This is a genomic window from Rhodococcus sp. 06-418-5 (assembly GCF_002258285.1).
Lineage (GTDB): Bacteria > Actinomycetota > Actinomycetes > Mycobacteriales > Mycobacteriaceae > Rhodococcoides.
Genome location: NZ_NOYE01000012.1, coordinates 844,128 through 870,287 on the forward strand (window position 1 = coordinate 844,128; position 26,160 = coordinate 870,287).

The 26,160-nt window shown below is 63.6% G+C and carries 24 protein-coding genes and 1 pseudogene; 21 read left to right on the forward strand and 4 right to left on the reverse strand.

Annotation, left to right across the window (positions count from 1 at the left end):
- Positions 1-8 precede the first annotated feature (8 nt).
- The 5 genes from CH274_RS09480 to CH274_RS09500 all read left to right on the forward strand — a co-directional run bounded on the left by CH274_RS09480 (position 9) and on the right by CH274_RS09500 (position 2,749).
- Positions 9-1,160, forward strand: coding sequence for an NAD(P)/FAD-dependent oxidoreductase (locus tag CH274_RS09480; RefSeq protein ID WP_094647865.1), 1,152 nt, complete (start codon positions 9-11; stop codon positions 1,158-1,160).
- A 19-nt stretch (positions 1,161-1,179) separates the two neighbouring features.
- Entirely contained in the window at positions 1,180-1,470 is a 291-nt protein-coding gene (locus CH274_RS09485; protein WP_032398153.1) for a hypothetical protein, read from the forward strand.
- Between the two features lie 50 nt (positions 1,471-1,520).
- Positions 1,521-1,940 carry a hypothetical protein gene (locus CH274_RS09490; protein ID WP_094629423.1) on the forward strand — a complete coding sequence of 140 codons (420 nt, stop codon included), beginning with the start codon at positions 1,521-1,523 and terminating at the stop codon, positions 1,938-1,940.
- Entirely contained in the window at positions 1,937-2,230 is a 294-nt protein-coding gene (locus tag CH274_RS09495; protein ID WP_094629422.1) for a transcriptional regulator, read from the forward strand. Before CH274_RS09490 ends, CH274_RS09495 begins: the two co-directional genes overlap by 4 nt.
- A 96-nt stretch (positions 2,231-2,326) precedes the next feature.
- Positions 2,327-2,749, forward strand: a complete 423-nt coding sequence (locus CH274_RS09500; protein WP_032398156.1) for a VOC family protein — start codon at positions 2,327-2,329, stop codon at positions 2,747-2,749.
- Positions 2,750-2,764: 15 nt separating this feature from the next.
- Here the strand turns inward: CH274_RS09500 and CH274_RS09505 are convergent, their stop codons facing one another.
- From CH274_RS09505 to CH274_RS09520, 4 genes are all read right to left on the reverse strand, one after another.
- Positions 2,765-4,036 (reverse strand): MFS transporter, encoded by a 1,272-nt coding sequence (locus CH274_RS09505; RefSeq protein WP_094657300.1) that lies wholly within the window; start codon positions 4,034-4,036, stop codon positions 2,765-2,767.
- A 13-nt stretch (positions 4,037-4,049) separates the two neighbouring features.
- Positions 4,050-4,685, reverse strand: coding sequence for a GyrI-like domain-containing protein (locus CH274_RS09510; RefSeq protein WP_094657201.1), 636 nt, complete (start codon positions 4,683-4,685; stop codon positions 4,050-4,052).
- Between the two features lie 118 nt (positions 4,686-4,803).
- Positions 4,804-6,348: an alanine/glycine:cation symporter family protein gene (locus CH274_RS09515; protein ID WP_094657202.1), complete on the reverse strand. Its 1,545-nt coding sequence runs from the start codon at positions 6,346-6,348 to the stop codon at positions 4,804-4,806.
- A 92-nt stretch (positions 6,349-6,440) separates the two neighbouring features.
- Positions 6,441-7,658, reverse strand: coding sequence for an EAL domain-containing protein (locus CH274_RS09520; RefSeq protein ID WP_256993511.1), 1,218 nt, complete (start codon positions 7,656-7,658; stop codon positions 6,441-6,443).
- A gap of 186 nt (positions 7,659-7,844) precedes the next feature.
- Between CH274_RS09520 and CH274_RS09525 the strand changes: the two genes are divergently transcribed.
- The 16 genes and pseudogenes from CH274_RS09525 (at position 7,845) to CH274_RS09600 (ending at position 26,147) form a co-directional block, all read left to right on the forward strand.
- Positions 7,845-9,239, forward strand: a complete 1,395-nt coding sequence (locus tag CH274_RS09525; RefSeq protein ID WP_094657204.1) for a serine/threonine-protein kinase — start codon at positions 7,845-7,847, stop codon at positions 9,237-9,239.
- Between the two features lie 30 nt (positions 9,240-9,269).
- Positions 9,270-10,604, forward strand: a complete 1,335-nt coding sequence (locus CH274_RS09530) for a flavin monoamine oxidase family protein (RefSeq protein ID WP_094657301.1) — start codon at positions 9,270-9,272, stop codon at positions 10,602-10,604.
- A 314-nt stretch (positions 10,605-10,918) separates the two neighbouring features.
- Positions 10,919-12,982, forward strand: coding sequence for an AMP-binding protein (locus CH274_RS09535; protein WP_094657205.1), 2,064 nt, complete (start codon positions 10,919-10,921; stop codon positions 12,980-12,982).
- A gap of 492 nt (positions 12,983-13,474) precedes the next feature.
- The gene (locus tag CH274_RS09540) at positions 13,475-13,912 is read left to right on the forward strand and encodes a carboxymuconolactone decarboxylase family protein (RefSeq protein ID WP_094641690.1); all 438 of its coding nucleotides are present in this window, start codon (positions 13,475-13,477) and stop codon (positions 13,910-13,912) included.
- A gap of 107 nt (positions 13,913-14,019) precedes the next feature.
- On the forward strand, positions 14,020-14,235 hold the full coding sequence (locus CH274_RS09545; protein ID WP_373453919.1) for a response regulator: 216 nt from the start codon (positions 14,020-14,022) through the stop codon (positions 14,233-14,235).
- Positions 14,211-14,303 (forward strand): annotated as a pseudogene (locus tag CH274_RS29965) (alpha/beta fold hydrolase); the annotation flags it as partial. The gene CH274_RS09545 and the pseudogene CH274_RS29965, both read left to right, overlap by 25 nt.
- Before the next feature lie 18 nt (positions 14,304-14,321).
- Positions 14,322-15,989: an MFS transporter gene (locus CH274_RS09555; RefSeq protein ID WP_373453915.1), complete on the forward strand. Its 1,668-nt coding sequence runs from the start codon at positions 14,322-14,324 to the stop codon at positions 15,987-15,989.
- Positions 15,990-16,151: 162 nt separating this feature from the next.
- Positions 16,152-17,576 (forward strand): APC family permease, encoded by a 1,425-nt coding sequence (locus CH274_RS09560; RefSeq protein ID WP_094657208.1) that lies wholly within the window; start codon positions 16,152-16,154, stop codon positions 17,574-17,576.
- Entirely contained in the window at positions 17,573-18,808 is a 1,236-nt protein-coding gene (locus tag CH274_RS09565; protein WP_179275677.1) for an ROK family transcriptional regulator, read from the forward strand. Before CH274_RS09560 ends, CH274_RS09565 begins: the two co-directional genes overlap by 4 nt.
- 72 nt (positions 18,809-18,880) lie before the next feature.
- A complete protein-coding gene (locus CH274_RS09570) occupies positions 18,881-19,771 on the forward strand; it encodes a 6-phosphogluconolactonase (protein ID WP_218829199.1) in 891 nt (296 codons plus the stop codon).
- Positions 19,768-20,811 (forward strand): carbohydrate kinase family protein, encoded by a 1,044-nt coding sequence (locus CH274_RS09575; RefSeq protein WP_094657210.1) that lies wholly within the window; start codon positions 19,768-19,770, stop codon positions 20,809-20,811. The genes CH274_RS09570 and CH274_RS09575 overlap by 4 nt, the downstream gene beginning before the upstream one ends.
- Positions 20,808-21,911: an aldose epimerase family protein gene (locus CH274_RS09580; RefSeq protein ID WP_094657211.1), complete on the forward strand. Its 1,104-nt coding sequence runs from the start codon at positions 20,808-20,810 to the stop codon at positions 21,909-21,911. Before CH274_RS09575 ends, CH274_RS09580 begins: the two co-directional genes overlap by 4 nt.
- Positions 21,908-22,618 carry an L-ribulose-5-phosphate 4-epimerase gene (locus CH274_RS09585; RefSeq protein WP_094657212.1) on the forward strand — a complete coding sequence of 237 codons (711 nt, stop codon included), beginning with the start codon at positions 21,908-21,910 and terminating at the stop codon, positions 22,616-22,618. Before CH274_RS09580 ends, CH274_RS09585 begins: the two co-directional genes overlap by 4 nt.
- A 71-nt stretch (positions 22,619-22,689) precedes the next feature.
- Positions 22,690-23,271 carry a hypothetical protein gene (locus tag CH274_RS09590; RefSeq protein WP_094657303.1) on the forward strand — a complete coding sequence of 194 codons (582 nt, stop codon included), beginning with the start codon at positions 22,690-22,692 and terminating at the stop codon, positions 23,269-23,271.
- 55 nt (positions 23,272-23,326) lie between these two features.
- Positions 23,327-24,145 (forward strand): Fpg/Nei family DNA glycosylase, encoded by an 819-nt coding sequence (locus tag CH274_RS09595; protein ID WP_094657213.1) that lies wholly within the window; start codon positions 23,327-23,329, stop codon positions 24,143-24,145.
- 154 nt (positions 24,146-24,299) lie between these two features.
- Positions 24,300-26,147, forward strand: a complete 1,848-nt coding sequence (locus CH274_RS09600; protein ID WP_179275678.1) for a DEAD/DEAH box helicase — start codon at positions 24,300-24,302, stop codon at positions 26,145-26,147.
- The last annotated feature ends 13 nt before the right edge of the window (positions 26,148-26,160 follow it).

Here is a 26,160-nt window from a genome sequence, read left to right on the forward strand (position 1 = left end):
ATCGACCGATGATCGCCAGCGACATGTCCCGCCCGGCGTGGGACGACGATCCGATCGTGTCCGGCTGGTCGGGACTGCCCGCACTCGACCATGACCGCACCGCCGACGTCTGCGTCGTCGGCCTGGGAGGCTCGGGTCTGGCCGCCGTCGCAGACCTCCTCGACCGCGGTGTCGATGTGGTCGGAATCGACGCAGGGCGAGTCGCAGCCGGCGCTGCGGGCCGGAACGGCGGCTTCCTGCTCGGTGGTCCTGCGACCTTTCTGCACACAGCACTCGCGACATGGGGTCCGTGCGCGGTGGATCTGTATCGAGCGACTCTGGCGGAGATCGACAATCTGGAAGGGCTTCTCGGACCCGACGTCGTCCGACGCACCGGATCGATCAGGCTCGCGGGAGTCCCCGGTTCTCCGAGCGAGCTCGCCGATGCGGAGGACTGCGACGCGCTGGCACAGTGCTTGCGCGAGAACGACGTTGCCGTCGAGCACTATTCCGGCGCGTTGGGAAACGGCATCTTCCTACCGGACGATGCGGTGATGAATCCTGCGCGTCGCGCGCTCGGGCTGGCATCGATTCTCGCGGGACGCGCTCGACTGTACGAATACACGCCCGCAATCGCCATCGAGCCGGGCGCGGTCACGACGCCGAATGGAGTGGTTCGATGCGGCCTGGTTCTCGTAGCCGTCGACGGTCGACTCGAACAGGTACTCCCCCAGCTCGACGGACGGGTTCGGACCGCCCGTCTGCAGATGCTCGCGACCTCGCCCGTCACCCCGGGGCGACTGCCGTGCCCCGTGTACGGACGATGGGGGTACGACTACGCGCAACAGGACGCGTCTGGACGGCTGTATGTCGGGGGCGGTCGTGACCTCTTCGCCGAGCACGAATGGACACCGTCCGGCGAACCGACCGCTCAGGTTCAGCACTACATCGAGTCGGTCGCGGCATCGTTTGCAGGAGAACCTGTCTCGGTCGATGCACGGTGGGCCGCGTCCGTCGGATTCACCACCGACGGTCGGCCGCTGTGCACATGGGTCGACGACACCGTGATCGCATTCGGTGGCTACAACGGCACAGGCAATCTGGTCGGACCGGTCACCGCTCGCGCCGCCGTGGCGCTCGGGCTCGACGCAAGTCCAGTACCGCAGTATCTGAGCAGCTGACGCATGGCAGTCTGGACCCATGGCCGAAGAACCGGAACACACCGAGGACGGTCACTACATCGTGATCAAGGGTCGCCGTTGGCGCGCAACGGATCCTGATATCCCGGAGGATCGCAATGCCGAATTGCGGTCGATTCTGATGGCGTGGCGCAGGGAGGTCAAACGCACGTCGGGTGCACCGGAATCTCGCGCAGGCGTGCAGGCCACCAAAGTCGCCCTCGGCGAGCGAGGAACCCCGTGGTGGGAGCAGTCGGACGACGAGCGACGGGCCCGATGGGAATCGGAAGTGGCGAGGCCGTCCGACACCTGACATCCGCCTGATGGTTGCCGTAGTGGAAACTATCCAATACAGTTTCCACTATGGAAAGCATCGGAGAACCCACACCTGCCGAAGCCCGAACGGCTCTCGACGACATCGATCGAGTTCAGCGCGCAGTACGAGACACTCCGTGGCCGGTATGGCTGTATCCGGTCAACGCCGCGCTGCTCGCGATGTTCGCACTGACCGCCCTTCTCGACAGCCGGGTCGCGTTCCTGGGTGTCGCCGCGGTGATCATCGCGGTCAACGTCGTCACCGGATATCGGATGGGGACGCCGTGGGCCCTACCCACCGACCGCGGCTTCCTCACCTGTGTCGCGCTGTCGGGTTTCTCCGTCGCGCTGGCGCAGGCTGTCGGTGATCCCAGCGGACCGGCCTGGCCGGTTTTTCTGCTGGCGGCAGCAGCCGCGTCGATCTACTCGATCGGATCGATTCTGCACTACCGCAGTACGCGTCGATGAGCGATCTCGATCCGATCATTCACCCGGCCCACCGGCTCCGAATCTGTGCCCTTCTGGCCGCTGCGACAACGGTGGAACTGGCGATCGTCAAGGAACACAGCGGGTTGAGCGCATCGGCGCTGAGCAAACAGGTCGCTGCTCTGGTCGATGCGGGATACGTCGAGCAGCAGCGATCACGGACGGACTCGCGGCGACTGTGGTTGTCGTTGACCAAGGACGGTAGAACGGCCTATCGACGTCACGTGGCCGCACTGCGCGCCATTGTTGCCGACACCGACGCATCCATCTGATCTTCTGCGGTGACTTTCCCCCGCGGTGCGGGTCTACTGATTCGACGGATCCCGTCGTAGTTCAGCCCGCTCGTTCATCAGAAGAAGGAGACTTCGATCATGTCCATTCTCAACCCCTATCTGTCGTTCCGAGACAACGCGCGCGAGGCGATGGAGTTCTATCGGTCGGTCTTCGGTGGCGAGCTGACCGTCACCACGCTCGGCGAGGCCAACGCCAGCGAGGATCCCGCTGACCGGGACAAGATCATGCACGGCCAGTTGACCACCCCGAACGGGTTCACTCTGATGGGAGCCGACACGCCGTCGTCGATGGAGCACACGCCCGGGAACACCATGAGCGTCTCGCTCAGCGGCGACGAGGAGGACGAACTGACGAGCTACTGGAACGCGTTGGCCGTCGACGCGCAGTTCACGATGGGTCTCGACAAGGCCCCGTGGGGCGACACCTTCGGTATGTTGACCGACAAGTTCGGTGTGCAGTGGATGGTCAACATCGCCGGATCCCCCAGCGAGAGCTGAGTACGGCTTCCGCCGCTACCGGACGAGGTTCTTCGGCGGGACCACCTGTCGGAGACCGTCGGGCCCCCAGCCTCGATCGAGTGCCGTCAACAACAATGCACAGCCGATACCGGACAGGACGAGCGCGGAGCCGAACATCGCCGTGTAGCCGAACAGGTCGCCGACCACACCGGCTGCGATCCCGGCTGCGCCCTGCGCGAAGACGATTGCGCACGCCATCAGCGTGTAATCGCTTCCCGCGAAACGCTTCTCGGACGCGTCCATCATCAGGGCGAACACCGCCACCGTGGCCGCACCACCGAGGACGTGTTCGGTGATGTTGGCGGTGACCAGAAGTGGGAAGCCGCCGACTCCCAGGGAGGCGACGACATACAGGGCAAGGCTGAGCGTTTGACTCACCCCGCCGACCAGCAGCGCCCGACGCCGTCCGTGTCGAAATGACAACCATGCCCCCAGTGCGGCTCCCCCGAGCGCAGCCACCGACGACAGACCGCCCTCGACCAGCGCTATCTGGGGCAATGACAGTCCACTGTCCGACAGGAACGGACCCACGAGGGCCGAGCCCATCGAGTTACCGAACTTGAAGCCGATGATAAGCAGGATGAACGCAACCATGCCGGGCCTACGCAGTCGGGACCACCAGGTAACCGCCAGCCGCACCGGCGTTTCCGGCTCGGCCGCTCGGTCGGATTCGGCGTCTGCAGCGTCCAGTTGCGTCCGCATCCACCACACCGGAACAGTCGTCAGCACGATGAGCAGTGCCATCGCGACGAACAGCACCCGCCATCCGGCAAAGGTGAACAGCCACAACAGCAGTCCGCCGCCGCACACCATCCCGATGCGGTAGGCACCGACCTGCAGACCGTTGCCCAACCCGCGCTGCGCCGCGCTGAGCGTACGCACCGCGATACCGTCGGTCGCGATGTCCTGCGTCGCCGAGAGAGCATTCATGACGAAGATTCCGACGAACAGCCAACGCAGTGTCGAGGACAGATCGAGGAACGACAACGCCAGTGCCACCGCCGCGGCCGAACACTGCAGCGACAACAGCCACCGTCGCCTCGATCCGTACCGATCGACGTACGGAGCCCAGAGAAATTTCAGCGCCCACGGGAGAAACAGCACACCGGTCGCGCTGATCTTCACCAAGGAGAAGCCCGACTCCCGGAGGACGACAGGTAGGGCCTGGGTGAAGAATCCGAACGGCAGTCCCTGTGCGAAGTAGAGCGCACCCAGGAGAGTCATAGTCCCGGCGGTGAACGATGCCGGACGCACCGCATTGGTCATGCCGGTCATCGTGTCAGAGCGACGCCGACTCCGCCGAACGCGCCACCGGCTGGCGGAGGATGGTGCGCAGCTTCGTCGGCTCCATCCTGCGCGGATCGCTGAGATAGATCTCGTGATGTTTGCCGGTCATCGTCATTCCAGAACTGGGAATGTATCGGTGATGGAGTTCGTCGAGTACCGGCGTCTCGTCGTCGTAGGACCCGACATGCAGCGTCTGCACGCACAGCCCCTCGTCGAGAGTCTCCAGTCGAATTCTGCTCGACGCATCCGAGGTGCTCTTCGCTTCCGCGGACGCCTTCGCCACGTCGAACATCCGACGGTCGATCCAGTCGGGCACCATGATCATGGCCGTCCAATTCCACTCGGCCTTGTTGCGGGCGGTCGTGAACGAGGCCATGTTCTCGGCCCACCACAGAGCCTCGAGCGGCGGGACGACATAGTCGCGGTCGAGGGTGTTCTTGCTGGCGAACTTCAGTGCATAGGCCACGGGGTAGAGCGCCCCGATTGCTTCGGTGTACTGCGGAGCGGTGTTCGGATCGCCGTGTCCGTCGATCATCAGGAAGGTCAGCGGCGGAACGACAAGGGTACGAAAGATGTTGTGCTGCGCAGAGTATGCGTCGAACGTTTTCTTGAAATCGACTTTCGTCATTCGGCCCCCGGTTACCACCACTGTCGAATACTGCGAAACATCTCCAAGAGATACCCGACAACGGACATCGACGAGACCGATACCGCCCGGTCTCGTCGATGTCGGTTCGTCCGATCTGTCACACCCCGGCGTCGACCTTGTCCGGCTCGCCTCGGCGCATCGCCAGGTACTCGGAGAGTTCGCGCTTGACCACCGGCAAGAGCAGGTACAGGCCCGTGATGTTGACCAGCGCCAGCAGGAACAGCGTCGCATCGGCGAAATCGAGCACGGAACCGAGGGACAACACGGTTCCGATGACGGTGAACATGCAGAACATCACGTTGAAGAAGGTGCGCGAGAAGCGGCTGCGTCCGAACAACGACGTCCATGCCTGCAGTCCGTAGTAGGCCCAAGTGATTGCAGTGGACAGAGCGAACAGAGCCACCGCAAGAGTCAGCACGTACGGGAACCACGGCAGCACGGTCTCGAAGGCGTCGGAGGTGAGGGTGACACCTCCGGCGGGTAGCTCGCCGGTCTCGGCGACGATCGCGCGCTGGTCCTGCCAGGTGACGGTATTGGCGATCACGATGGTCAGCGCGGTCGCGGTGCAGATGACGACCGTGTCGATGAATGGCTCGAGCATGGCCACGAAGCCCTCGGTGACCGGATGCCTGGTCTTGACGGCCGAGTGCGCGATGGCCGCGGAACCCAATCCGGCCTCGTTCGAGAATGCGGCGCGCTGGAATCCGATGATCATGACGCCGAGGACGCCGCCGGCCACGCCCTCGGGCGAGAACGCGCCCTCGAAGATCGCGGTGAACGCCGTGGGGACCGAACGGAAGTTGACGGCGATGACGACGCCGCACGCGACGATGTAGATCAGCGCCATGGTCGGCACGAGCTTGGCGGTCACCGCCGAGATCGATTTCATGCCGCCGATGATGACCAGTCCGATGATCAGCGCGACGACGATACCGAACACTGCCTTGGCTCCGTCGGAAGCGAGGAACCCATCGTCACCGCCGGTGACCGAACGGACCTGTGCGTACGTCTGATTGGCCTGGAACATGTTGCCGCCGCTGATGGCGAAGAACGTGATGACGATGGCGTAGAAGACGGCCATGACCTTGCCGACCTTGGCGAGTCCCCGCTCTGCGAGACCCTTGGTCAGGTATTTCATGGGTCCGCCGGAGACGGTGCCGTCCTCGTTGATGTCTCGGTACTTCACGCCGAGCGTGCACTCGACGAACTTCGATGCCATGCCCAGCAAGCCGGCGAGGATCATCCAGAGTGTGGCACCGGGTCCACCGAATGTCACGGCGACGGCGACACCGGCGATGTTGCCGAGCCCGACGGTTCCGGACACCGCGGCAGTGAGAGCTCTGAAGTGGCTGACTTCACCGGGCGCGTCCGCCTCGTCCTCCTTGCCGCTGACGAGAATCAACGCTCTCTTGATTCCGCGGACCTGGATGAACTTGAACGCCACCGTGAAGACGACGGCACCGACGATGAGCCAGAGGACGATCAGCGGAACGGCGGCTCCACCGATATTCACGGTGAAGAAGACGACATTCGACACGGCAGCGGAGATCGGATCGAAGGCATTGTTGATCGCCGTCTCGATAGAGCTGATCGTGCCTCCGTCCGCGGCCAGTACATCGGTTGTGAGGGGGTGAGAGCTCATGGCTTCGAGTGAACAGCACGTGGACGGCAGAGGACGTGATTTACCGAATTTCTAGCACCAATTTACTTGATCTTGACCGAGAGCCGGTGGGTTCACACCGCAGATCGGGCGGGTATTCGCCTCAAAAGCACTGTTGCAGCATCCAGTACGACATGTCGGTCGTAGGTGAGGCGGTAGTCGTACATCGGGGTACCGTCCTCGGCCGTTCCTCGCTCCACGGCAATGAGCGCCACGCTCGACATCGGAGCCACGATCACGATCGAACGTTCCAGCGCCAACGGCTCGTCCGCGCCCACGGCCACAGTCCGGAAGCCGGAGGCAGGCGGCGCGGCGTGCGAATCGAAGACAGCCGTCAGCGCAGTACGTGCGGCAAGGTCGTCGAAGATCGCACGCCGCGCAGGCGTAAGGCCGGTGGACGCGCTCACTGTCGCCAGTACGACGGTCGAGGAACCGGTGCCGTACGCACTGTGCAACAAGCTGTTCTCGATGGCGTCGAGCAACGTCGAATCCGCTTGTCTGCGGGCACCGAGTGAGTGGGTGAGCCCGTACGGAGTGACTGCAACGGGGGCACGCACGGTCACCGTTCCATCCAGATCGAGCGAACGGGCCGGCTCGAGCACCTCACCGAAATCCGGGAGAGCGTCCGGTGCGCCGTAGAGATATCCCTGCCCCAGAACCGCGCCCATGGCTCGTGCAGAACTCTCGTGGCGCTCGGTTTCGATCCCTTCGGCCAGAACCAGGGCACCGGTCCGTTCGGCCTCGGAGGCAACGGCAGCAACGATGGCGGCGGTCTCGCGGCTCGAACGCCCCTGCACGAGAGCCATGTCCAGCTTGATCACGTCGGGACGCAGCAGTGGAATCAGCGCCAGGCTGGACGAATCTGCCCCCACATCGTCGACCGCGACTCGCCACCCCAGGTTTCGAGCGTGCTCGGCCGCTCGCAGCAGACCTGCCGGATCACCCATCAGGTCTCGTTCGGTGATCTCGACGATGATGGACAGCCGCGACGCGTCCGCGAGCATCGGTAGGCAGTCCCGAGGAGGCGGTGCATCGAGGGCGACGGGTTCGGCATTGACGAACAGTGCGAGCCGGTCGGGATAGCCGGACTCGACGGCACCGCGCAGCGCGCTGAGTCGGCACCGCCAATCGAAATCTGCAGCGACGCCTTGTGCACGTGCCACGCCCAACAGTTCCGGTGGCGGAATCGGCGGACCGTCTCCGCAGGTCCGCACCAACGCTTCGAACCCCACGACGGCGCGTCCGTCCAGTGTGACGATCGGCTGGTAGACCGACGTGATATCGATCGACATCGGCGAATTCTCGGCACTCGTCGTACGTCGACGCATGGGTGGAACCTCCCTCGATACCGATCGATAGGTCCCCACCCGCGGCATCATCATGCCCGACCGCACCGTGATGTCGTTACGCGACTGCGGTCTGTGCGTCGATCGACTGGCTATAAGGTGCTCGAAGGACTCGACGAACGGCGGTGACCGATGGTGGGAACGGACTCTCGCGCTCGTGCCCCTCTCGACAACCTCTTCGCGGGTCGATACCGACTGGGCACCGTATTGGGACGCGGCGCGATGGCCGACGTCGTGCACGCCCACGACCACGTTCTCGGCCGATCCGTAGCGGTGAAGATATTCCGCCACGACGAGCCGCCGGACACTGCCCGGCGCATCGATGCAGAAATTCGGACTCTTGCGTCGCTGTCGCACCCGGGTCTGGTGACGCTGTACGACGCGGGCACTGCACTCGATGCCAGCGGGGTGCCGGTGCCGTACCTGGTGATGGAGCTGATCGACGGTCCTACTCTGAGTGCGTATCGCCAGGGCCGAGCGATGGACGGCTCCCACGTCGCGCGGATCGGGTTCGAGCTGGCGGAGGCTCTCGCCTACATCCACGGTCAGGGTGTGGTGCATCGCGACATCAAACCGGCCAACATCCTCGTTGCGCAGTCTCCGGACGTCGGCGTGGGACAGTGCGCCAAACTTGCCGATTTCGGCATCGCCCGCATCCTCGATTCCGAACGACTCACCGAGCACGGCACCACAGTCGGTACTGCGCACTACCTCAGCCCGGAGCAGGCGACGGGTACGTCCGTCGGTCCACCGACGGACGTCTACACGCTGGGGCTCGTTCTCATCGAGTGCCTCACCGGCACAATGGTATTCGAGGGAAGCGCCGTGGCAGCAGCGGTGGCGCGCCTACACCGCGATCCTGACGTCCCCGAGAGGCTCGGATCGGAATGGCACGCACTGTTGACGGACATGACGTCCAGACGCCCGGAGAATCGGCCGGCCGCAGCCGCCGTCGCCCACCGACTGCGCGGGCTCTCGCGCAGCACGACATCTCTTCCCCGCACCGCCGCGATTCCAATGGAAACTGTGAACACGGTTGCGCCCCCAGCAGTTTCAGCGTCGACCGAAGCGGAACCTCCACGCCGTCGATGGATCGTTCCGGGAGCAGCGGCTCTGTTCGTCGCGCTGGGCGCAGCAATCCTCTGGGTCGCAGTCGGCACGGGCGAGGAGCCGGAGCCCCTGTCACCGTCGACGCAGGAGCCCCTGTCACCGTCGACGCCGACGCCGACGCTTGTGCAGTCGCCCGCGGCGGCGCCCACAACGCCCGCGCCCGCACCTGCGAGCCCGATTCCAGTGCTCTCGAACCCACCTGAGCCTGCTCCCGGACCCACGACGAATTCGCTTCCGACCGAGCCCGCTGCGCCGGCCCCGCTACCGCCGGGTGACGACAGAGGAAGCTCGGGGAACGGCAGCGGGAACTCGGAGAAGGGCAACAAGAGCCCCGGCAATTCGGGAAACGGCAACGCGAACGGGAACAGCAACGGAAACAGTGGCAACGGCAACGGCAATTCCGGCCGAGGGAACTGACCCCGCGGCCGTCGACAGACAGGAGTGACGGTGACACACGTCGATACCCTCGTGGTGGGAGCAGGTATTTCCGGCTTGGTGGTTGCGACACTCCTGCATCGCGCCGGTCAGCGCGTCGTCGTTCTCGAGGCCAGAGATCGCGTAGGCGGTCGCGTCCGGACACTGCGCACCGACGAAGGCACCCTCGACGTCGGAGCGTCCTGGATTCACGGAACAGACGACAACCCCCTCGCCGATGCAGTAAACGCTTTCGGAATGCGGACCGTCGAATTCACCGTCGGTAGCTACCAGCCGGACGGCAGGCCCATCGCGTACTACTCCCCTACCGGGACCAGGTTGAGCGATGCGGCCGCCGCCCAGTTCGGTGCCGACGTTCACCACTTCGACGAACTGTTCGCGACGACCATCGCGAATTCGCCCCCCGGAACGCCGTTCGGTGACGCGGTGGAAGCAACTCTGACGCAACTGGATTGGAACGACGACCGACTCGAACGAGTTCGTGAGTTTCTCGGACATCGAGCCGAGGAGCAGTTGGGTGTAGGAAAGGACCTCCTCGACGCGCACGGCTTGGACGACGACGCCATCGAGGGCGACGAGGTCGTGTTCCCCGACGGGTACGACGAATTGGCCGTTCGGCTGGCCGAGGGGCTCGATGTTCGACTCGAACATGTTGTGACGCAGGTCCGTTGGGGTCGAGACGGAGTTCTCGTCGATACCGGTTCCGGGACGTTCTCGGCCGAGCGCGCTGTGGTGACGGTGCCGATCGGAGTACTGAAGTCGCCGGAGTTCACTGTGGAACCCCCCCTGCCGGAACCTGTTTCGGGTGCACTGGAACGACTCGAGATGAACGCCTTCGAGAAGGTGTTCCTCCAGTTCCCCAGCAAGTTCTGGGACGAGAACGTCTATGCAGTACGCCAGCAGGGCGAAGCCGGGCGCTGGTGGCACTCCTGGTACGACGTGACCATGCCGCAGGGCCGTCCGACGCTTCTGACGTTCGCAGCGGGCGCGTGCGCTCAGCAGATCCGGCACTGGTCGGACGAGCGCATCGCGGACTCGGTTCTCGAGGCACTACGTGGCCTGTACGGTGACCGTGTCGCTACGCCGGACAGCGTGTATGTCACTCGCTGGCAGGACGATCCGTTCTCGTACGGCTCGTACTCGTACATGACGGTGGGCTCACGCACGCGCGATCACGACGACCTTGCCACTCCGATCGGAGATGTACTTCACCTCGCCGGTGAGGCGACCTGGACCGATGATCCGGCAACGGTTACGGCGGCATTGAAGTCGGGACATCGCGCAGCTGAACGCATTCTGGGGCGTCCGGTACCGTTCGGAGACATCTGGGGTCCTACGGAGCACTGACAGGATGCACCGCCATCACGATCGGTCAGATGATGCGAGGTGGTTTCTGGCTCGATCGGATCGCCATCTCACTGATCACCAACGCCGCGTACACGGTGTTCGCGTGGTCTCTGGGCATTCAGTTCTGACGCAGTGGGCTGGAGAAATCGGTAATCTCGCACCCACTTCGGCCGATTCCGCCCAGACAACCGTGCTTCGGGTTTACGATGACGTCTTCATCCAGGCGGATGACCCGTTCCAAGTGCTCGCCGCCATCCCCTGGTCGGTGCTGAGTCGGCGTTACTGTCGACTCGGCAAGGTACGGGGGTTGGGGCATGGTCTCGGACGTCATCGACTGCAGCACGGTCTTCGCACACGATATCGAGCAGGTGTGCGGGGTGTTGAGCGCGGTCGAGCTGTACCCACGCTACTTTCCCGGGCTCGACTACTGCATGCTTCGTGAAGCCACGGCCGGCTACCGATGCGGAGTCGGCGGTGTCGAGCATGCCCTCGACCTGGTGGTGAACAGACGAAACCGGCCGATCATCACCATCGAGCACGTCGAGTCCGGCGGGTTCATCAGATTCACCCTCACTGCCCGCTCGGCAGGCGAGACGAAGATCGATGTCACCGTGTTCCGAGCGGGACTCGGCGGGTCCTACTCACCCCAACCCGAACACAACCGGGCCGTGGTCGAATGGGTGATGGGTGGTCTGCGTCGACTGGACAACTCCCTGTCCGGAACCTCGACGTCGATCGTGTCCAACACCGGGGATTCGCGGTCGCTACCGCTGGCGATCATGAAGACGATGGTGGGAACCGGCGTCATTCGTGCTGCACGTCCCGACCGCGCGTACAGGCAGTTGAACTCGCTGGCGAAGTGGGGCTTCACCCTTGGTGGCGGTTTCGCTGCCGCAGCAGCGAAGTCCCCGAACGAGATCGCGTTGATCGACGACAGAGGGACCCGGACCTTCGCAGAGATCCACCACCGTTCGCACCGCATCGCGGCAGGTCTGCACGCGTCCGGAATCAGCCCTGGAAGCACCGTCGGAATTCTGGCCCGCAACCACTCGGCGATGATCGAGTGCACCGTCGCGTGCGGCATGCTCGGAGTCGAGGTGGTTCTTCTCAACACCGGTCTCGCTGCCCGCCAGATCGAGACGATCGCTGCCCGCCACCAGCTCCGAGTACTGTTCGTCGACGACGAGTTCGACTCGATGGTGCGCTACCTGCCCGACGATGTCACCCGTGTGAGCCTGTCGTCCCATACCGCCGTTCCGCGTCGGCGCACGCTCGAACACTTCGTCGCACCACCGTCCGCCACATTCACCAGGCCGGATCGGCCAGGATCGGTGGTCGTGTTGACCTCCGGAACCAGCGGGTCGCCGAAGGGTGCGGTACGTCCCACACCGAAGGGCTTCGGAACAGTGGCAGCCATGCTGTCTCGCATGCCCCTTCGGATGAACGAGAGGATGCTGATCGCGGCGCCGATGTTCCACAGCTGGGGACTCGCGGCACTGCAGATCAGTACTCCGCTGCGCGCCACGGTGGTTCTGCAGGATCGGTTCGATCCGGAAGATTGCTTGCGGGCGATCGAGGCGCACCGTTGCACCTCGTTGATCGCAGTTCCGATCATGCTGCAGCGAATACTCGACCTGCCCGACGAGGTCCGATCACGCTACGACACCTCGAGCCTGCGAGTCGTCGCGTGCAGTGGGTCGGCATTGACCGGATCGACCGTGAGCCGCTTCATGGACGTCTTCGGCGACGTCCTCTACAACTTCTACGGTTCCACCGAGGTCTCGTGGGCCACGATCGCCACTCCTGAAGACCTGCGCGCAGCCCCCGCCACCGCCGGACGCCCTCCGCTGGGTACGACGGTCGCGGTTCTCGACGCGAACGGTACTGCCGTTCCGGTGGGAACCCTGGGCCGAATTTTCGTCGGCAACGACATGTTGTTCGACGGGTACACCAACGCCGAACCGCCGTCGACGGCGTCCGCCCGTGGCGCTGCCCTGATGGACACCGGCGATCTCGGGTACATCGACTGCAACGGTCGGCTGTTCGTCTGCGGCAGGGACGACGAGATGATCATTTCCGGAGGCGAGAACGTCTTTCCCGGCCCCGTCGAGGATGCGATCGCCAATCTTCCCCAGGTCGGCGAGGTCGCGGTCGTCGGTGTGCCCGACCCTGAATACGGGCAGCGTTTGGCCGCATTCGTCGTCGGCCGCGGATCGGCAGGCCTCGATGCAGACATGGTGCGCGCCTACATCCGAAATCGGTTGAGCCGCTTCTGCGTTCCACGCGACATCACGTTCCTCGACGAGCTGCCCCGAACGGCGACCGGCAAGGTGATCAAGAGGATGCTGATCGAGCCGCCCACCGCCGCTGGGATGTAGCCCTCAACCCGAAGGCACGGGCAGCGATGGCCAGCCCCCTCTGCCGACGCGTTGCAGCTTGGGCACCCTCGACGCCCACACACACCGTTAGGATTTGATCGATCGACACCTCTCCCCGTTCGTCCCTTTAGTGCCGCGCTTTGTACCTACTGTCTCAGTTGCTTAACTATTCAGAACCTGAGACTGTTGTTCGCGACACGGGAGGAACGCGAATCGCTATGTCGAAGGCATCGGAAGACCCCCGAGAGGGAAGACCCGCGCAGGACCGAAGCGCGCATTCTTCCTTCCTTCAACTGTTTCTCGAAGCAACTCGCGCAGAACAATTCTCCGACAACACACAGCCTTCGCGCAACGACGGTGACGGTGGACCGGTTTCTCTGCGCTGAGCCGGTCCCAGGCCCGATAGTCGTGGTCGAGTTCGCCTCCGCCTGCGGTTCCGATGAAATCCCCTGCCATGATCTGTCGACACCGCAGACAAGGGAGAGGGACGCCATGATCGACGAAGAATCCACGAATCGGAACAGGGGACCACGCTTCGAGGACGGACTCGAGGTCCGCCAGAACGTGATGGGCGAAGACTACGTCGACAAAGCGTTCGCCAATGCCGCCGACACCGACTCCGCTGCACTGCAAGACTTCGTCACCGACACCGTGTGGGGCAGCGTGTGGACGCGGCCCGGACTCGACTACCGCAGCCGCAGCCTGCTCAACCTCGGAATCCTCATCGCGCTGCGCGCCCACGAGGAACTGGCAGGACACGTGCGCGGAGCTCTCCGCAACGGCCTCACCCGAACCGAGATCACCGAAACCGTCATCCACACGGCGGGGTACTGCGGTGCGCCTGCCGCGCTGGCGGCGATGCGCGTCGTACAGAAGGTGCTCGACGCCGAACTTGGGCCGCTCCACACACCCGCGTCGAACGACCGATGACGGCACATACTTTCGCTTAAGATATTTCGATTCGATGCGGTCCGGGGAGCAAGATGTCCGACATTCGAGTGGTGATCGCAGACGACGACGTGCTGCTGCGCGAGGGCATGTCCAGCCTGCTCACCGACGCAGGTCTGAGCGTTGTCGGCCGAGCAGGCGATGCCGAGGAACTGCTTGCGCTGCTCGCCCGAGACCAGCCCGACCCGGCGATCATCGACATCAGGATGCCGCCGTCGTACACCGCTGAGGGGCTCGATGCGGCATTGCGTATCCGGTCCGAATTCCCGGACGTGGCGCTGTTGCTGTTGCCTACGATTGTGTGAAGGCCTTCTCGGAGACCGACTTCACCGAGGATCTCAAAGCGCTCACCGTTCCGATGTTCATCGCGAAGTAAACACAGCCGCCCAAGGTGGCGACCACTGTCGCCACCTTGGTCCGACTCGAAAGAGAGCGAAGATCATTGAACACGATTGCTGGTACATCGGCATGGGCTCCGCCACGAAACACTATGTACCGCAGCCTGTTCATCGCGCAGTTGGTCTCCAACATCGGTGGGTGGATGCAGACCGTCGGTGCCCAGTGGTTCCTTGTCGAGCGAGAAGCGTCGACCACCGTCATCGCAGCTGTGCAAACGGCCAGTCTGCTCCCCACCCTGATGCTGGCCCTGTTGGCCGGGGCGTTGGCGAATGCGCTCGATCGCCGGGTCCTCCTGATCGTCGTCGGATTCGCTTCGATGCTCACCGCAGGCATTCTCACCGCACTCGCGTGGACCGACACCTTGTCGCCGTGGGGATTGCTCGCATGCACGTTCGTTCTTGGTTACTGGTCGTCTCTGTCCGCTCCTGCATGGCAGGCGATTCAGCCGGAACTGGTCCCGCGTGAGCAAATTCCGGCGGCGTCCGCGCTCGGGGGTGTCACCGTGAACGGTGCGAGAGCGATCGGGCCGGCACTGGCCGGAGTCCTGGTGGCCGTCGCCGGTCCGACGTTCGTGTTCGCTATCAACGTGGTGTCCTTCCTTGCCACGCTGGGTGTCTTGATCGCGTGGAAGCGCCCCCGCGACGTCGTCGTGGATCGAGAGGGTTTGGCAGAGTCGATCGTCTCCGGGCTGCGCTACATCCGATCCGGTCCGGTGATTCGGCGAATCATCCTGCGCTCGGCGCTGTTCGCATTTCCGGCGTCCGCGCTGTGGGCGCTTCTACCGTCGGCTTCGTCGGCGGTCCTCGGGCTCGGGGCCGTCGGGTACGGCGTTCTGTTGGGTGTCCTGGGTGTCGGAGCCATCGCGGGCGTCGCGCTGACGCCCGTGTGGAGGAAGAACTTCGGTGCGAACACCCTTCTCATCGGTTCGGCTGTCGGATACGCCGTCGGGACAGCGGCAGTTGCGTGGCTACCGTTGTGGTTGGTGGTGCCGGCGCTGTTGCTCTCGGGCATCGCGTGGATCACTACCTTGACCGCACTGAACGCATCGATCCGACTGTCGCTTGCGTCATGGGTGCGTGCTCGCGGTATGTCGGTGTACCTGCTGGTGTTCATGGGCACGCAGGCTGTCGGCTCACTGGCGTGGGGTTGGCTGGCGTCCAGAATCGGCATAGTCGATGCACTGGCGGTGGCGGTCGGTGTACTCGTTGTGGTGGCGGCCAGTGTTGCGGTGCTCCCCTTGCGCCCCGAGACGGGGACTCTCGACCGAGCTGTCTCCGTTGCATGGCCCACCCCGACGGTCCTGCTCGAACCCGTGCCCGAGGACGGTCCGGTGCGCGTCGCGATTACCTATCGAGTCACCAAAGACGCTGTCAGCGAGTTCATCTCGTCGATGGCACCGGTGGGCGCTGCACGGAAACGAACGGGCGCGTATTCCTGGAACCTGTACCGCAGCCCGGACGTGGCCGACACGATGGTCGAGCAATTCACCATCCCGTCTTGGAACCAGTATCGGCGTCAACGAGAAGAGCGATGGACCGGATCCGACCACGAGGTGACGCAGAACGCGATGGGCCACGTGGTCGGAGGCACTACCCAGTCCGAGACACACGACATCGCGATTCCAGTGCGAACCGGAACTTCGGGGTGGCACCGGCGGTAGCCGATCGCGTGTCGCACCGGTAGGACTGCGCTGAATCTTGAATGTCCGGTTCGAGAAATTTCGTAACTCATTAGTAACGCCTGCGCTATTGCTGCAGGTCATGGCGTGGAATACGTTCTCCAATGTTAAGTACGGACAGTGTCCGATCTAATTGGGAGCGACATGACAGAAGCAACACCTCACCAATCTCTGAACACCAACTCGATCGGCCTCGTTCAAGGAGTCTTCCAAGCACTGACGCACATGGGACCGGCATCGGGGGTGGCGTCGTCACTGCTGATCGCAGTGTCGTTCGCCGGACCTGCGACACCCCTGGCGGTCCTGCTCGCTCTGGTTGTCGTGCTCCTCGTCGGCGTGGCCGTCGGCTCGTTGGCCCGCGTGTTCAGCTCGGCAGGCGGCTTGGCGGACTACGTCGAACAGTGCCTCGGTCGGCGCGCAGGCACCTTCGTCGGGTGGCTGTACGCGCCGCTCGAGCTCATGATCTCCCCCATCGTCTTCGTGTTCTTCGGCCAGTTCGCGTCGGGAACGATCAATTCGTCCCTGGGTGTGGACATCCCCTGGTGGGCCTTCGTCATCCCTGCTGCGCTGCTGGTGTGCTTCCTGAACGTGCGTGGGGTCAAGCAGTCGACTGCCACCGGTGTCGTGTTCGGAATCGCCGAGATCGGCATCATCGCCGTGCTGGCTGTGTGGATGATCGTCGACGGAGGAGACCAGAACACCCTCGCCGTCTTCGATCCGTCCAATGCCCTCGAACCCGGCTGGTCGGGCATCTTCAAGGCCGTGGTGTTCTCGATCCTGGCATTTCAGGGATTCGAGACCGCCGCCCCACTCGCCGAGGAGACGAAGGACGCGCGCCGAACCATTCCGCGCACGATCATGTACTCCGCGTTGGCATGCGGGTTGTTCTACTTCCTGTGCTCGTACAGCGCAGTGATCGGTTGGGGTCCGAACAACATGGCCGACTTCGCGTCCGCAGACAGCCCGTGGATCGATCTGGCGCACAAGTTCTGGGGTCCACTGTGGGTGCTCGTCCTGTTCGCTCTGGTCAACAGTTTCATCGGAAATGCGAACGCCGGGACAATCGCCGCCTCCCGAATCGTGTTCGCGTTCGGCCGAATGGGTCGACTACCCGCTCGATTCGGTCGAACTCATCCCACCCACGCGACACCGACCTTCGCCATCTACTTTCAAACCGGCCTGACGATCGTCGTTGCGCTGGTGCTCGGACTTGCACTCGGTCCGGTGGCCGCCTTCAGCGTGCTCGGGGCCATGATCACGGTCTTTGCTATCATCATCTACATCATGACCTGCATTGCATGCATCGCGTACCACACCCGCGATCGTGCATCGCGAGGCACCAATCTCGTTGTCCACGTGGTTCTGCCGTCCCTCGCGGTTCTCATTTTGCTCGCGCCGCTCTACTACCAGTTCTTCCCGTGGCCGTCGTACCCCGGCAATCTGGGGAACATCGCGGCGATCTGCTTGGTCACCGCCGCTGCGGTAGCTGCATTCCTCTCCACCGGGCCGACTGCGGTCGAGGGGACAGTCGTCGAACCTCTCGCGGTCGATTCGAGGGACCGCGGGTGAGCACAGCTCCGTTGTTCGACAGTCCGCAGCGTGCGAGAGTGCGCAACCGCCGTTCGATTCTCGATGTGGTGCACAGTAATCGCGGCATCACCAGAACGCAGCTGGGCTCGATCATCAAGCTGTCCAAGACTTCCATCAAGGAGATCTGCGACGACCTGATCGCCGAGGGTCTGCTGGAGGAATTTCAGCCCAAGTCCGCGGAGCGTCAACAAGGCCGTCCTGCACTGTCTTTGAGAGTCACCACGCATCACGGAGTGCTACTGGGGATCGATATCGGTGCCGACAAGGTGAGCGCGCGCTCGTCTACTTTCGCCGGTGACGTACTCGCCTCTTCCGAGGTACGAACTCGCCGCGAAAAGCCCGATAGGGGTTACCTTCTCGGACTGGTCGAGCAAGCCGTATCGGCGATCCGCCCCACCGGTGACGGTACTGCCGAACAGTTCCACACCGTCGTCGTCAGCACCCCCGGCGTGGTGGATCCGCAGACGAATGTCGTCAGCCTGGCTCCGCAGATCGCCGGGTGGGACGGACTCGACCTTCGTGCTGCAGTGGCCGAATGCATCGGCTGCGATCCGACAAGGGTGTTCGTCGAACGCCAGACGGACCTGTCGGTGCTCGCGGAATCCATTGCGGGAGCGGCGAAAGGGATCGATACCGTCCTGTACGTCCATCTCGGGATCGGCATCGGCGGTGGAATCATCGTGCGAGGCGAGTTGAGTCGAGGTGCCTCCGGTGCAGCAGGTGAGCTCGGCTATCTACCGCTCAGCTTCGGCGACGAACCACCCGCAGGCAGCCGGATAGGTGCCTGGGAATGGGCCGCGGGTGGTCGTGCGTGGGCAAGACACGGCCGTGCCGCAGCACTGGAGCCCGGTGGCGCTCGGTTGTTGGAATTGGCAGACGGTGACGCCGACAGTGTCGACGCCGAAGTGATCTTCCGCGGCGTTCGCGAAGGTGATACCGCCTCTGTGGATGTCTTCGACCGGATGGCCTATCGAATCGCGGCCGGTATCGCTGCGGCCGTATGCGTCATCAATCCCGAACGCGTTCTCGTTGCCGGTGGATTGTCCAAAGGCGGAGAGCTGCTTCTGGATTCGCTGCGAGACGATCTGAGCACACTCGTTCCGATCATGCCGGACATCCAGCTGGCGACGTTCGGCGGCGACGGCGGCGTTGTCGGCGCGCTACACAAGGCAACTGCGCGCGCGTTCGACGCGCTCAATCCCCTGCCCTGATCCAGGGCTTTCGTTCACAGGGCGGGCTCTCTGCCTGCTCACATCACTCGTCTTCATCCAAGGAGAACTGCTGTGCAAAAAATCTCGAAGTCGTCCCTGCTCGAATGGTGCTCCGTTCCCGCGGCCGAGCTGGAGAATCACCCCGACCGCCGGGTCCCCTTCCGCATGGTCGAGGACTCGAATGCCATGGGCCGCATCATGGCTCGAGAATTCGTCGATTCCGTCGCGGCCGCCCAACAGGCCGGCCGCATGTATCGAGTGATCCTCCCGTGTGGACCGACCGCGTGGATGGCACCGTTCGCCCAGATGGTCAACAGCGGCAGGGTGAATCTCCACAACCTGGAGGTGTTCCACATGGACGAATGCCTGGACTGGCAGGGCCAGGAGGTGCCTTCGAATCACCCCTACAACTTCCGCGGAACAATGGAACGCGACTTCTACGGCGCGATCGACAGTGACCTCCGCCCACCGATCGAGCAGCGTCACTGGCTCAACCCGGATACTCTGCTGCACATCTCAGCGGCACTCATCGCCGAGCCTGCGGACCTGGCGTACGGCGGCTGGGGACAGGACGGCCATGTGGCCTACAACCAAGCTCGACGCAATGCATTCAGCGAAATCAGCGTCGACGATCTGAAGAACTCCGTGGCACGTATCCAGGACAACAACGTGGACACCATCATCGCGCTCTCACAGCGCACACTCGGTGGTGCCTATCAGTTCGTGCCGCCCATGTCCGTCACGTTGGGTATGCGGGAGATACTGGCAGCACGCAAGATTCGACTGTTCAGCGACACAGGTGCGTGGAAGCAGACCGCATTGCGGGTTGCGCTGTTCTCCGATCAAACCCCCGAATACCCGGTCACCCTGCTCCAGGACCACCCTGATGCCCTCCTGACTGCCACCGTCGCAACCGCGGAGCACGTCATCTCGCTCAACCCGGCGTGGGACCTCTCTCAGTGACCGGCGAACAGCTACATCCGTACGACATCGTCATCGGCACGGGTGGTTTGGGAACCGGCACGTCGTTGGCGCTCGAGGGCAATCACACCCTCGGGCGCGAGGAGAGCAGAACCGTCCGAATGCTCGATGTGCAGGACCGTTGCAAGCTGCACATCATCACCCATTACATCGCTCGGCTGGCACCCGCGTCTCTTCGCGTCGTGCCGGTCGGGCGGGTCGGCAACGACGCGATGGGCCACTCAGTTGTCGCAGAACTCGCCGCCGAGGGAATGGACGTCACTCACGTCGGTGTCGACGAGAGCCGTCCGACATTGCATTCCGTCTGCTTCGGCTACCCGGACGGCGACGGTGGGAACCTCACTGTCGGCGACTCTGCCAGTTCCGCCGTCACCTCGGCGGATATCGAGTCCGCGGAAGCGCTCTTCGCGGAGCACGCAGGGCGCGGCATCGCCCTGTCCGCACCCGAGGTCACCCTCGACGCACGTGTTGCACTGTTACGTAGCGCCACTCGACACGGATTCCTTCGATTCGCGTCCTTCCTGTCCGGAGAGATCCGACAGGCGGCAGCGGACGGAGTACTCGATCTCGTCGATGTGCTGTCGATCAACATCGACGAGGCCGCAGCACTGTCCGATCACAGTGCACCGGCCGATCCGCAGCGCGCCGTCGATCGAGCCTGCACCGATCTTCGGCACGCCAATCCGAATCTGAGGTTCTGCATCACCGCAGGTCGGGCCGGAAGCTGGGTGTGGGATGGCGACACTCTTCATCACCAGGAGCCCGTCACCGTGGAGGCATCCAACACCGCGGGTGCGGGAGACGCCCACCTCGGTGGACTCATTCTGGGGTCCGCCGCAGGCCTCGATCTCGTCACCGCCAACGAGGTTGCCACGGCGCTGTCTGCACTGAGCGTGACGAGTGCCGACACCATCAACACCGAGATCGACCACGACCTGCTCAAAAGGTTCGCACGGCGACGAGGACTGTCCGGGACCGATTACCTGGGCACGGTTGTCGACGGAGGGGCGGTGGCCCGATGAGCACTGTCGAGCTTCGACCGTTCGGGACCACTCATGACGGACACACAGTGCAGCGCGCCGTCCTGTGCAACGACCGTGGAATGACGGCCTCGATCCTGTCCTTCGGTGGAATCCTGCATACTCTCGACGTTCCGGATCGGCACGGTGAGACCACCAATGTCGTCCTCGGTTTCGCAGATCTCGAGAGCTACGAGGCGTCGAACTCGTACTTCGGCGCCCTGATCGGCCGCTACGCCAACCGAATTCTCGATGCGACGTTCGCGTTGGGCGATGCGACCTACACACTGGATCGAAACGACGAGTTCGGTACGGTGCACGGCGGCAGCAGCGGTTTCGACCGTCGGGTCTGGGACATGCAGGCCATCGGCAGTTCCGAAGCGGTCGGCGTTCGATTGTCGACCGTCAGCCCGGATGGGGACAACGGTTTTCCCGGAAACCTCACCGTCGAGGTGGCGTACGAGCTCATCCGTGACCGCAATTCTCTGCGAGTGACCTATACGGCCACCACCGACGCAGCGACGGTGGTCAACATGACCGGTCACAGCTATTTCAACCTCGCCGGCGAGGGCTCGGGAAGTGTGCTGGACCATCTGCTCAAGGTGGAGGCCGACGCGTTCCTTCCCGTGACCTCGCAGCTGGTGCCGACCGGCGAACTCGCCGCCGTCGAGAACACTCCGTTCGACTTCCGTGAATCACGGCGCATCGGAGATCGGATTCGGGACAACCACGAGCAGCTGGTTCTCGGTCGAGGGTACGACCACAATTTTGCGCTGAGGAAGGAATACTCTGCAAACGCTTTCGAGTGTGCTGCAGAACTTGTCGAGCCGATCTCGGGCCGAGTTCTTGCGGTGTGGACCACCGAGCCGGGGCTCGACGTCTACACGGGCAACTTCCTAGATGCATCTCTGGTGGGCACCAGCGGTCGCATCTATCGCCAAGGAGATGCCATCGCGTTGGAGCCGGAGCATTTCACCGACTCGCCCAACCGCCCCGAATTCCCCTCTGTCGAGCTGTATCCCGGTGAGACCTACCGAAGCGCGACCGAATATCAGTTCGGCATCGTGGAATCTGCCGACGACGAAACAGGAGACGTGCCATGACGATCGGAGCGAACATTGCATCCGCGCGGCTGCGTGTGGCAGAGCTGCACGCCGAGCTGGTCCGAAACGAACTCGTCGTGTGGACCGGCGGCAACGTCTCCGAACGGGTCGTCGGCAGCGACCTGATGGTGATCAAGCCCAGCGGCGTCGCGTACGACGACCTCGGCCCCGAGGACCTGATTCTGTGCACCCTGGACGGGCAGGTGGTCCCCGATTCCGTTGGTTCACACAGGAACCCGTCGAGCGATACCGCTGCGCACGCGTACGTGTATCGGAACATGCCGGAGGTGGGCGGAGTGGTGCACACGCACTCCACCTATGCAGTCGCATGGTCGGCATTGGGCATTCCGATACCGTGCTGCATCACCGCGATGGCCGACGAGTTCGGTGGGCCGATTCCGATCGGCCCGTTCGCCGTCATCGGCGACGATTCGATCGGTCGCGGCATCGTCGACACTCTTCGTGGCCACCGCAGCCGCGCCGTGCTGATGGCCAACCACGGACCGTTCACGATCGGAACCGATGCGCGTGACGCGGTGAAGGCGGCGGTGATGGTCGAGGACGTCGCCAAGGCGATGTACGTGGCTCGCCAACTCGGAGATCCCGACCCGATTCCGCAGGAGTCCATCGATCGACTCTTCGCCAGATACCAAGGTGTGTACGGACAGCCCGATGCGCACACCGATCGAAGTGTGCCGACATCGTGAGAGGTCGGCCATCGAGTCGAATCGGCTGAGCACTGGGGTCCACCAGCCACACCGTGAGTCACAATGACTACGTGAGCTTCGAGTTGTGTGAAGACGCGTCGGCCGGCCAGTGGCTGATCGATCAGAATTTGCCGTGGTACCGCTTGGCCGGTCGCGGTCCGGTCGGGTTCGAGAAGTACTTGCGGGTGTTGTTCATTCCCGATCCTGACTTTCCGGGGCAGCGCACCAGCGACGTCGACTTCGAGCAGAAGATCAGCGAATTGGCACAGGTCGGCGTGGCACTCGACCTCCTGTCTCACTACACGACCACGCCGGACGAGTGCTACTTCGCTCTGTGGGACGGGTGGAGTTCGATCGACATCGCCTCACAGCCGAGGTTCGAGGTCCCCAACCGTGACTACTTTCTATTTCGAGGTTCACTCGCGGACTATGCGAATTGGAGCAGCGACGATCCAATCCTCTGGCCGTACGGCGACTCACCCGATCCCGCGTTCATCTGGCCTGCGGATCGTGCGTGGTGCATCACCAATGATGTCGACCCCCACTTCGCCACGGTCGCAGGCAGCGCCGAGGCCGTCGACCGCGTTCTGGCCGAAACGGCCATCGATACCGTCACCGACCACCCCGACATCGAGCCGCCCTACTGGGACTGACCCACTCGGATCGGCCGACCGCGCATAGTGCCCACGAATTGGGTACACCGGATGCATGCCGGAACTACCCGAAGTGGAAAACGCCCGACAGGTCGTCGAGAAAGCTCTCGGTCGCGTCATCGTGGACATCGATGACACCGACACGTTCGAGTGCCGACCACACATGCCGGGCGATATCGCCCGCGCACTGACGGGCGGGAAACTCACCGAGGCGCGGCGACGCGGCAAGGCGATGTGGTGCGAAACCGTCACGGCCGACGGCTCGAGCGGCCCGACTCTGGGCATTCACCTGGGCATGGGCGGACGCGTCATCGTCACCGCTCCCGACGGTGAGCGGACCTCGCAGTACGGAGGCGGCGATCCACATGTCGGTGAGCGTCCGACCGACAAGCCGGAGTGGACGCGGTTCTCCATGACGTTCGACGACGGTGGGCACCTCCGACTCTTCGACAAGCGCCGCCTCGGCCGGGTTCGACTCGAACCCGATATCGACGCTCTCGGCCCGGATGCCGCGGAGATCACCCGCGACAACTTCCGTCACCGAATCGGTTCCAGTGGTGCACCTCTCAAAGCCCGACTACTCGATCAGTCCGCCATTGCAGGCGTCGGCAATCTACTGGCCGATGAGGTGCTGTGGCAGAGCGAGCAATCCCCATCCAGGCGCGCCAAGACACTCACGACGGAGGAACTCGACGAGCTCCGAGTTGTTCTGCGCCGCGCGATCAGATCAGCGATAAAGAAGGGTGGCGTACATACCGGGGAGATCATTCCGTTCCGAAAAACGGATGCGGCGTGCCCTCGATGTGGTGCGCCGATGGCCCGCGGAACGGTGGGCGGCCGCACGACGTGGTGGTGTTCTGGCGAGCAATCCTGATCCGATCCATCGCGGAGTCTTATCCGATGGCACTGTAGGACAGTAATTTTGGGAAAAGTCAAGCCGTTTCCGGATGCGGCACAATGTCACCGGACGGCGTACGGTGTTGGCAGCTTCGGACCCAGCCGAGGCAGCGAACTTCGCCGGAGGGTGCATGCTTTCGACCGCCGACACAGACCCAGCTCCGCACGTCACCTATCTGCCGCAGCGTCATTGTTTCGCCGTCTGGCACAACACACCGGGGGCGACGCCTGGAGGCGAGTCCACTCCCGTCGATCTTGCGGTTCCCGGCGCGGACGGCACCGTTGCCGTGCGCACTGTGGACGCGCAACTCGTGGCGGCGAACGGTGGCGAGCTCCGAACCGCAGCCGGCTCTGCGGAAGGCATGTCGGCACGCGGATGGTTGGCGATCCTGAACTACGTCGAGCACAATCCCGACGTGAGCGGGGTTCCACGAGATCTCGTCGATGCACTCCCGCCTGCGGCGCACGCTGTTCCCAATGCCGGCGGCTCCAGCGTGCTGACTGCACATGGTGCCGCTGACGCGCTCCGCGCCAGCCTGCGCATGCAAGACGATCTGACCGAGAGTACGTCGACCTTCACTCCGAGGCCCTATCAACTGCACGGTGCGTCCTGGGTGCCGACGGTTCAGGAGATCGGCGGCGGCGGAATCCTCGCCGACGAGATGGGGCTGGGCAAGACGCTCCAGGCCATTTCGCACATGATCGTCGGAGCGCGGCGAGGCGAGGGCAGCTACCTGGTCGTCTGCCCGACGTCGCTGATCAGCAACTGGCGCCGTGAGATCGAGAACTTCTCTGACGGCGAATTGGTCGTCAACGTGTACCGCGGACCGTCTCGCACCCTCGAGCACTGCGCCGAGCCAGGCTCGGTGACCGTCACCGGGTACCCCACCCTGCGCACCGACACAGATCGATTGAGCGAAATATCGTGGAGCACTGTGTTCTTCGATGAGGCGCACGTGATGAAGAACTCGCGGACCAAGATTGCTCGCGCAGCACGTCGACTGAAGTCCACCACGCGGATAGCCCTGACCGGCACTCCCGTCGAAAACCGAATGGACGAACTCTGGGCACTGATCGATCTCACCAATCCCGGACTGCTCGGAACCCGGGCTCGGTTCACCCGACGATTCTCGGCACCCATCGAGCAAGGAGGTTCGGCGACCGCACTCGCACAACTGTCGAGCGCGATCGCGCCGGTCGTCCTCCGCCGGACCAAGGCCGAGGTTGCAACGGATCTGCCGCCGAAGCACCACATCGACGTTCTGTGTCCGATCTCGAATGAGCAGGCGCTGCTGTACAACTCGGCCGTCGAGGAAGCATTCGACACCGGTTTCGGCACCGACCGTGGACGGGGAACGGCAGTACTGGCGCTGCTCACCCAACTCAAACTGATCTGCAACCATCCTGGGCTCGTCAAGGGCGATGTGAGTCGCCTGGCCGATCGCTCCGGCAAACTCGACAGGCTCACCGACATCATCGAGGAGCTCACCGAGTCCTCGCGAGCTGCGCTCGTGTTCACGCAGTACCGCCGAACCGGGGAAATACTGGCCGAGCACCTCGAGAACCTCACCGGAGCTCCGATTCCGTTCTTCCACGGCGGACTCGACGTAGACAAGCGCGACGAGATGGTCGAGCAGTTTCAGAACGGCAACCGATCCCCCGTCATGATTCTCAGTCTGCGCGCGGCGGGGTACGGCCTCAATCTCACCCGCGCCGACACGGTGATTCACTACGACCGATGGTGGAATCCCGCGGTCGAAGCGCAAGCCACCGACCGAGTGCACCGAATCGGACAGAAGTCGCCGGTGACGGTCATGGCACTGACGACGGAGGGAACTCTGGAGGAGCACATCGCATCACTCCATACCCGCAAGAAGGCGATCGCTGGTTTGACCGAGAGCAACAACGAGTTGGCCCTGGCGGCACTCGATGATTCGACTTTGCGCGAGACGCTGTCACTGAGGACGGTGTCACGCTGATGGCCACAACACC